The organism is Pseudomonas sp. P5_A2_2, assembly GCF_054177685.1.
On sequence record NZ_JBGCUL010000120.1, the window covers coordinates 1 to 9023 of the forward strand.

Annotated in this window: 9 protein-coding genes; 2 read left to right on the forward strand and 7 right to left on the reverse strand. The window is 63.3% G+C overall.

The genetic code is table 11. The features are described from left to right. Positions 1-82 precede the first annotated feature (82 nt). From ACXRVY_RS10740 to ACXRVY_RS10770, 7 genes are all read right to left on the reverse strand, one after another. Positions 83-445: a Na+/H+ antiporter subunit G gene (locus tag ACXRVY_RS10740; protein WP_223463530.1), complete on the reverse strand. Its 363-nt coding sequence runs from the start codon at positions 443-445 to the stop codon at positions 83-85. Further along, positions 442-720, reverse strand: a complete 279-nt coding sequence (locus ACXRVY_RS10745) for a K+/H+ antiporter subunit F (RefSeq protein WP_007986253.1) — start codon at positions 718-720, stop codon at positions 442-444. Before ACXRVY_RS10745 ends, ACXRVY_RS10740 begins: the two co-directional genes overlap by 4 nt. Then, a complete protein-coding gene (locus ACXRVY_RS10750; protein WP_223463531.1) occupies positions 717-1205 on the reverse strand; it encodes a Na+/H+ antiporter subunit E in 489 nt (162 codons plus the stop codon). Before ACXRVY_RS10750 ends, ACXRVY_RS10745 begins: the two co-directional genes overlap by 4 nt. Beyond that, entirely contained in the window at positions 1202-2887 is a 1686-nt protein-coding gene (locus ACXRVY_RS10755) for a monovalent cation/H+ antiporter subunit D (RefSeq protein WP_223463532.1), read from the reverse strand. The genes ACXRVY_RS10750 and ACXRVY_RS10755 overlap by 4 nt, the downstream gene beginning before the upstream one ends. Next, positions 2884-3228, reverse strand: coding sequence for a Na+/H+ antiporter subunit C (locus ACXRVY_RS10760; protein ID WP_008020558.1), 345 nt, complete (start codon positions 3226-3228; stop codon positions 2884-2886). The genes ACXRVY_RS10755 and ACXRVY_RS10760 overlap by 4 nt, the downstream gene beginning before the upstream one ends. Further along, entirely contained in the window at positions 3228-6146 is a 2919-nt protein-coding gene (locus ACXRVY_RS10765; RefSeq protein WP_223463533.1) for a monovalent cation/H+ antiporter subunit A, read from the reverse strand. Before ACXRVY_RS10765 ends, ACXRVY_RS10760 begins: the two co-directional genes overlap by 1 nt. 272 nt (positions 6147-6418) lie before the next feature. Further along, positions 6419-7444, reverse strand: a complete 1026-nt coding sequence (locus ACXRVY_RS10770) for a DMT family transporter (protein ID WP_223463534.1) — start codon at positions 7442-7444, stop codon at positions 6419-6421. On the opposite strand from ACXRVY_RS10770, the gene ACXRVY_RS10775 reads away from it, so the two are divergent. Next, complete coding sequence (locus ACXRVY_RS10775) at positions 7439-8002, forward strand: helix-turn-helix domain-containing protein (protein WP_223463535.1); 564 nt, start codon at positions 7439-7441, stop codon at positions 8000-8002. The genes ACXRVY_RS10770 and ACXRVY_RS10775 overlap by 6 nt on opposite strands. Before the next feature lie 14 nt (positions 8003-8016). Beyond that, a partial coding sequence (locus ACXRVY_RS10780; RefSeq protein WP_458237369.1) for an FAD/NAD(P)-binding protein occupies positions 8017-9023 on the forward strand: 1007 nt, incomplete at its 3' end.

A 9023-nucleotide genomic window follows, 5' to 3' on the forward strand; every position in this document is an offset into this window, starting at 1 on the left:
CGCTCCCACAGGGTTCAGCGCAATCCCTGTGGGAGCGAGCTTGCTCGCGATGAGGCCGGCCCAGGCACAACAAATCTTTGACCTAACTACCGCTCTCACTCCGCCGACTGCTCACTTCAGCCGGCACATCATCCCCGGCCATGCGTTTGCGAAACAGCGCCGCCCGGGCCAGCAGCAAGGTGGTCACCGGCACGGTAATCGCCAGCAGGATCGGAATCAGCCAGGCGTGCAATACCGGCGCGGACTTGAGCGCCGAAAAGTAGATGATCGAAGCCAGCGCCACGCACCAGGCCCCGAGTGTCGAGGCCAGGGCTGGTGGGTGCATGCGCTGGAAGTAATCCTTCATGCACAACAGGCCCGTGGCGCCGATCAATGCAAACAGGCTGCCGAGCACCAGCAGGATCGCCACCGGGATTTCCACCCACAACGACAATGGCGTATTCATTCGATCACCTCACCGCGCAGCAGGAATTTCGCCAGGGCGAACGAGCCGACGAAACCGAACAGGGCGATCAGCAGCGCCGCCTCGAAGTACGTGTCACTGGCATAACGGATACCCAGCGCCAGCATCATCAGCATCGCGACGATGTACAGGTAGTCCAGTGCCAGAACCCGGTCCTGGGCCGACGGTCCCTTGAACAGGCGGATCAGGGTCAGGATCATCGCCAAAGAAAAGAAGAACAGGCTCAGCAGGATCGCGTTCGACAGCAACGGGCTCATTCGAAGATCTCCATCAAAGGACGTTCGTAGGTCGCCTTGAAGTGCTGGATGAACAGCGCCTCATCATCGAGGTCGAAGACGTGCAACAGCAGAATGCTGCGGTCCAGCGCCAGCTCCGACCAGACCGTACCGGGCACTACCGTGGTGATCATCGACAGAGCAGCCAGGCCATTGGCATCGCGCAAGTCCAGCGGCACCTTGATGAATCGCGAGCGGGGCGGGCGGCGACCGGCATTGAGTACGCGCCAGGCCACGGCGAGGTTGGACACCAGCACATCACGCCCGACCAGCAGGACCAGGCGCAGGATCACCCCGGGACGACGGATGCGCACCGGCAGCGGACGCAGCCTGCGCATCATCAGCGGCGCACAAAACCCCAGAACCGCACCCAGCAGCAGATTGCCGGGGCTGGTCGACAGGTTCAGCAGCAACCACAGCAGCCACAAGGCCAGCGACAGCAGCGGTGCCGGAAACAGGCGCTTCATGGCTGCACCTCCAGCGTGGTCGCATGGGCCGGCGGGTTCGGTACGACGCGCGTGTCGAGCACCGCCATCACATACTGCTGCGGGTTGTACAAGGCATCGGCGGCGGCCTGGGTGTAGCGCAGCAGCGGATCGGCCTTGAAGGTCAGCGCAATGCTCAAGCCCAGCAGGGCGAGGATCGGTACGCATTCAAGGCGTCGCAGCAGGGGCGATGGCCGTTCCGCTGGCGTCCAGAAGCGCTGGATGCCCAAACGCGAGAAGGCGATCAGTGACGCCAGCCCGGACACAATCAACAACACCAACAGACCCCACGCGGCGTTGGAAACCGGTGTGTCGCCGCTGTTGCCCAGGCCCAGCGGATTGAGCAGGGCACCGATCAACCCGAGTTTGCCGATAAAGCCGGAGAGCGGCGGCATGCCGATGATCAGCAAGGCGCAAGCGATGAAACTCAGCCCAAGAAACGCCATGGTCCAGGGAATCACCTGGCCGACCACGGCTTTTTGTTCGTCGTCGAGGTTGATGCCTTTGGGCGGATGCAGGGATTCCAGTGGCCGGGGCAGCAGTTCGGTTTCATCTTCGAGCAGGACTTCGTTGGCCGAGCGCGAGCGTTCGATCAGTTCGGCCAGCAGGAACAGTGCGCTCAATGCCAGGGTCGAGCTGAACAGGTAGAACAGCGCCGCGCCGACCAGGTTCGGCTGGGCGAAACCGATGGTCGACAACAGAATGCCCGCCGACACCAGAATGCTCAGGCTGGCCATGCGCTCCAGGCGTTGTGCGGCGAGGATCGCCATGGCAGCGCAAACGATGGTCGCCATGCCGCCGTAGATCAGCCACTCACCGCCATAGAACGCCGATGCCCCGGCCTGGGCGGAGAACAGCAGCGTCCACAGGCGCAGCAAGGTGTAGACGCCGACCTTGGTCATGATCGCGAACATCGCCGCCACCGGCGCGCTGGCCGACGAATAGGCTGGCACCAGCCAGAAGTTCAGCGGCCACATGCCGGCCTTGGCCAGGAACGCGACGGCAAGAATCCCCGCGCCGGCGTGCAGCAAGCCGCGATCGGCTGCGGACACCAGCGGGATCTTTACCGCCAGGTCGGCCATGTTCAGCGTGCCGGTGACGCCATAGATCAGCGCCGCACCAATCAGGAACAGCGACGAGGCCAGCAGGTTGATCGAGATGTAATGCAGCCCCGACGACACCCGTGCCCGGCCCGAGCCGTGGAGCATCAACCCGTAGGACGCCGCCAGCAGCACCTCGAAGAACACGAACAGGTTGAACAGGTCAGCRGTGAGGAACGCGCCGTAAAGGCCCATCATCTGGATCTGGAACAGCGCGTGAAAACTCGAACCGGCGCCGTCCCAGCGGGCCATGGCAAACAGCAGGGCACAGACGCCGATGATGCCGGTCAGCACCAGCATCAGCGCCGACAGGCGATCAACCACCAGCACCAGGCCGAATGGCACTTGCCAGTTGCCCGGCAGGTACACGCCGATGGAGCCGGGCACGCCGGTGGTCTGCGTCCATTGCCACAATGCCACGGCAATGCCCAGCCCGAGCAGGCTGGAGAACAGATTGATCCTGGCCTTGAGCGGCCGGTGCTTCTCACCGAGCATCAGCATGATCGCGGCAGTCAGCAACGGCAGCAGGATGGGCGCGACGATCAGGTGGGTCATCGCCATCATTCCCTGGGCTCCCGGCCATCCACATGGTCGGTGCCGGTCAGGCCCCGGGAGGCCAGCAGCACCACCAGGAACAGCGCGGTCATGGCGAAGCTGATGACGATCGCCGTCAGCACCAGGGCTTGCGGCAACGGGTCGGTGTAATGCAACAGGTCCTGAGGGATGCCGTCCTTGATGATCGGTTCCTTGCCGATGAACAGGCTGCCCATGCTGAAAATGAACAGATTGACGCCATAGGACAGCAAGCACAGGCCCATGACCACCTGGAACGTCCGTGGGCGCAGGATCAGCCAGACGCCGGACGCGGCCAGCACGCCGATGGCGATTGCGATGACTTCTTCCATCAGACGACCTCCTTCATGGCAATGGATTTAGGTTGGGCAGCGGTTTTGTGACCCCGTACCGATTGGTGGGCGAGGGCGGTGAGGATCAACAGGGTCGAACCGACCACCACGCCGTACACGCCGATGTCGAAGAACAGCGCGCTGGCCAGGTGAATATCACCCAGCAGCGGCAACGAGAAATGCCAGGTGTGGGTGGTCAGGAACGGATAGCCGACCAGCATCGCACCCAGCCCGGTGGCTGTGGCAATCAGCAGTCCGGTGCCCATCCAGCGCAGTGGCCGCAGGCTCATCTGCGCCTCGACCCACTGCGTGCCGGCGACCATGTATTGCAGGATGAACGCCACCGACATCACCAGCCCGGCGACAAAACCGCCGCCCGGTTGATTGTGCCCGCGCATGAACAGGTAGAAGGACACCACCAGCGCCACCGGCAACAGCAGGCGCACCAGCACCGCCGGCACCATCATGAAGCCGAGCGCGGTGTCGCTGGCGTGACGCGGGTTGACCAGGTCGGTGACCACATCCGGCGCGAGCAAGCGTTGCTGGGCCGGCAGTTGCAGGCTTTCTTTCGGCGGACGGAAGCGGCGCAGCAGGGCGAACACGGTCAGGGCCACGGCCACCAGCACGGTGATTTCACCGAGGGTGTCGAAACCACGGAAGTCCACCAGCATCACGTTGACCACGTTGCTGCCGCCGCCCTCGGGCAAGGCGCGGCTGAGGTAGAACGAGGAAATGTCGTTGGGGGTCTGGCGCGTCAGCATGGCGTAGGCCAGCAACGCCATGCCGACACCGACCGCGGTCGACAGCAGCAAGTCGCGGATCCGCCGTACCCGCGCCCGGCGCAGACTGCCCGGCAACGGCGAGACCTCCTCGATCCGTCGTGGCAACCAGCGCAGGCCCAGCAGGATCAGCACCGTGGTCACCACTTCGACCGCCAGTTGGGTCAGGGCCAGGTCCGGCGCCGAAAACCAGACGAAAGTGACGCAGGTCATCAGGCCGCAGACGCTGACCATGGTCAGGGCCGCGAGCCGGTGATACTTGGCTTGATAGGCCGCGCCAAGGGCGCAGGCGATGGCCAGCAACCACAAGGTGACGAAGACGATCGACCCGGGGATTTTCGGCCGGTCGCCCCAGTGCAGGCTGCTGTGCAACATGGGAATCAACCCGGCCAGCACGGCGGCGAACACCACCAGGAACAACTGCATTTGCAGGCGCCGGGTGCCAATCCGCGGCTCCAGGCGCCGGGCCAGGCGCATGCTGGCGACCAACGCGTATTCGAACAGGTGCTTGCCGTCCAGGCGACCGACGACGGGCGGGCGGTTGAAGCGCCCGCGCTTGAATTGATTGCGCAGCAGCAGATAGAGCACGGTGCCGCAGGACAAGGCGATCAGGCTCATGATCATCGGCGCGTTCAGGCCGTGCCAGATGGCCAGACTGTATTCGGGCAGCGTGCCGCCGACCACCGGTTGCGCCGCCGCCGCGAGCAGTGGGCCGACCACCTGGGCCGGGAAGATCCCCACCACCAGGCAAGTGAACACCAGCAACTCGACCGGTGCGCGCATCCAGCGCGGTGGCTCGTGGGGCGTGTGGGGCAAGTCGGTCGCGGGCGGACCGAAGAACACATCCACGGTGAAACGCAGGGAGTAAGCCACGCTGAAGGTACCGGCAATGGTTGCCACGATCGGCAAGCTCAGTTCGACCCAGCGGGTGGCATTGATGAACACGGTTTCGGCGAAGAACATTTCCTTGGACAGGAAGCCGTTGAGCAACGGTACGCCGGCCATCGAGGCGCTGGCGACCATGGCCAGGGTGGCGGTGAACGGCATCAGTTTGTACAGGCCACTGAGCTTGCGGATGTCGCGGGTGCCACTTTCGTGGTCGATGATGCCCGCGGCCATGAACAGCGAGGCCTTGAACGTCGCATGGTTGAGGATGTGGAACACCGCGGCGACGGCGGCCAGCGGACTGTTCAGGCCGAGCAGCAGGGTGATCAGGCCGAGGTGGCTGATGGTCGAGTAGGCCAGCAAGCCCTTGAGGTCGTTCTGGAACATTGCGCAGTACGCCCCGAGCAACAGGGTGCAGGCGCCGGCGCCGCTGACGATATAGAACCATTGTTCACTACCCGAGAGCGATGGCCATAGCCGCGCGAGCAGAAACACCCCGGCCTTGACCATGGTCGCCGAGTGCAGGTACGCCGACACAGGGGTCGGCGCGGCCATGGCGTGGGGCAGCCAGAAATGGAAGGGAAATTGCGCGCTTTTGCTCAGTGCGCCGATCAGGATCAGGGGCAATAGAATCGGGTAGAGGGCATGGGCGCGAATCAGGTCGCCGGCGGCCAGGACCTTGTCCAGGTCATAGCTGCCGACCACATGGCCGAGCAGCATGACCCCCGCCAGCAGGCACAAACCGCCCGCACCGGTCACCATCAGTGCCATGTAGGCGCCGCGCCGGGCATCGGCGCGATGGTGCCAGTAGCCAATCAACAGGAACGAAAAGAGGCTGGTCAGCTCCCAGAAAAACACGATCTGGATCAGGTTGCCGGAAATCACCAGCCCGAGCATGGCGCCCATGAAGGCCAGGAAAAACGCGAAGAAACGCGGCACCGGATCGTTCGGCGACATGTAGTAGCGCGCGTACAACGAAACCAGGGTGCCGATGCCCAGCACCAGCATGGAGAACAGCCAGGCGAAACCGTCCATGCGCAGGACGAAGTTCAGGCCCAGGCTGGGCAACCAGAGAAACTCTTCGCGAATGACGCCGCCATGGGCGATCTGCGGGTACAGGAATGCGACCTGAAGGGTACCGATCAGGGCGATCAGGCCAGCCAGCAGGGATTCGGCGTTACGGGCGTTGTGCGGCAACACGGCCGCCAAACAGCTGCCTATGAAAGGCAGAAGCAGTAGAACTATCAGGGACATAGGCTTCTAATCTGCGGAAGTTTGTGAAGCATCATACGTGCCAGCTCCCGGATCACCAAACGCCAAGCTGTCGCAGAATCCTACACGGTAGACGGAAAAGCCCTGATTCAGATTGTTTCTGGTAGAGGGTTTTCGCCTGTGCTGACGCCATCGCGAGCAAGCTCGCTCCCACAGGTTTTGAGGTGTACATACAGTTTTGTGCGCAATACAAAACACTGTGGGAGCGAGCTTGCTCGCGATGGCGGCCTATCAGGTAATGCAGAATCCGCGGTTTATCGCTGAGTTTCCTCTTCCAACTCTTCCTCAGCCGTCGCAGCCTTACCCTTGGTCTTCAACTCACTGACTATCACCGCCGCCACAATCAACCCGGCCCCGAGCAGGGCAATCGCCGGCAGGCGTTCCCCGGCGATGCGCCCGACAATCCCGGCCCATACCGGCTCACCGGCATAGATCAGCGTGGCGCGGGTCGGTGACACGCTTTTCTGTGCCCAGTTCATCGCCACCTGAATCGCCGCACTCGCCGCCCCAAGGCCCAGCGCGCTACACAGCAGCAACCACGAGAAATCCGGTATCGCCTCGCTGGTCGGCACCACCATCAGGAACGACAGCACCGAAGTCACCGCCAGCTGCACCGCCGTCACCCGGCGTACATCGACCTGGCCGGCATAGGTGCTGATCAGGATGATCTCGGCCGCAATGGCCACGGCGCTGATCAAGGTAGCGATTTCACCGGGGCTGAAGTTGAACGACGCACCGGACGGCCCGGACAACAGCATCAACCCGGTAAAGGCCAGCATGATGCCGATGCTGGGCATCAATCCCGGTCGCCGCCCCAGCACCAGCCATTGCAGCAACGGCACGAAAGGGACATACAGCGCGGTAATGAATGCCGACTGGCTGCTGGGAATGCTTTGCAGCCCGACCGTCTGCAAGCCGTAGCCGAGCATGATCGCCACGCCGATAAATGCCCCGGCCTTGAGTTCGAACAAGGTCAGGTCGCGCAGTTGACGCCAGGAAAACAGGGCGACGATGCCAGCGGCGGCGGCAAAGCGCAGGCCGACGAAAAACATCGGGCCGCTGACGGTCATCGCATGCTGTACCAACAGGAAGGTACCGCCCCAGACCATCGTGATCAGCACCAGCACGCATTCGGCCTTGCTGAACCTTGTGAAACGGGAGGCAGCCTTTGGGGAGTTCACCGACGTCATGACCTTGCACGCTACTTGAGGGGGACGCACAATGCGCCGAATGTTGCGCAGTATACTGCCCAACCCCACCCAGTGAGCAATATAGTGCACAAAGATTCTACCCAACGGGCTTCGGTCCTCCAGCACGTCAGCCAAAACGTCCGTCGTTTGCGGCATGCCGCCGACCTGAGCCAGAGCGCGCTGGCGGAAAAGTCCGGTGTCAGCCGTCGAATGCTGGTGGCGATCGAGGCGGGGGAAAAGAACGTCAGCCTGACCACCCTCGACCGGGTGGCCGAAGCCCTCGGCGTTGCCTTCAGTGATTTGATCCAGGCCCCCGACGCCCGAGATCCCGGCCGTATCAATGAACTGGCCTGGACCGGCACGATCCCCGGCAGCAAAGCGGTGTTGCTCTCCAAGGCCCAGGCCAGCCGCGAAGTCGAGCAGTGGGAGTGGTGCCTGCAACCGGGCGAGGTGTATCCGTCGGAGCCGGACGCCGATGGCTGGAGCGAGCAGATTTATGTCTTCGAAGGTTGCCTGACCGTTATGCTCGGCGACCAGCCACAGCATATCGCCGCGGGTGAATTCTTCATGTTCGCCAGCAACCAGCCGCACTGTTATCGCAATGACGGGGCGGTGGCGGCGCGGTTTGTGCGTAATGTGGTGATCTGAACAGGGAGAGCACGATGGACCAGACCTTGACCAATGACGCTGACATCCTGATTGTCGGCGGTGGCCTCAGTGGCGCGATGCTGGCGGCGCAGTTGATGCGTTTGCCGGGCCGGCGCCGGGTGCTGGTGATCGAGCCCCGGACCGAGTTGGGGCGGGGCGAAGCCTACAGCGCGGTGGAACTGGGCCATACGCTCAACGGCAACGCGGCGCGGGTGAGTCTCGACCCGGACAACGCCGACGATTTTACCCAATGGCTGACCGAGTACATCGAGGCGGGCGGCTGGCCGGAATCGGATCAGCAGCACGTGCCGGTCAGCGAGCTGTTTGCGCCACGGGGAATTTTTGGCCTGTACGCCCGGCAGCGCCTGGCAGACGCGCAGGCACTGGGCGCATTGAACGGTTCGACGGTCGAGCATGTGCAGGCCGAAGTGGTCGATTTGCAAGCCGATGCAGACGTAGTGCGGTTGACCTTGAGTGATGGCCGAAGCTTGCAGGGCGCTTTTGCGGTCTTGGCCACGGGGGTGTTTCCCGCTGCGCGCACGCCACAAACCCGATCTTGTGGTTTGAACGCTGCAGCCCTTGATCCATGGGACGTGGGGGCTATGCAGCGACTCGACCCGCAATCGACGGTCATGATCATCGGCTCTGGCCTGACCATGGTCGACGCCGTGGTGTCCCTGGATCAGGCCGGGCATCGTGGGCCCATCGAAGTGTTTTCCCGCCATGGCCTGCGCCCCCATGTACGTCGCCAGCCACCGGCCTGGGTGGATTTTCTCGCGCAGGATCAGCACATCCGTACACCTCGCCAGTTGATGCGTGAACTGCGTCGGCACTGTCGGGACGCCATCGCCCAGGGTGTCGACTGGCAGGGGCCACTGAACACGGTGCGGGCACACATCAGCCGCTTGTGGCACCAGGCGACGGACGTGCAGCGTCGGCAGTTCGTGCGGCATGTGCGGCCGTGGTGGGAAAGCCATCACCACCGCTCGCCGCCCTTGAGCGCCGAACTGGTGGAGCGCTT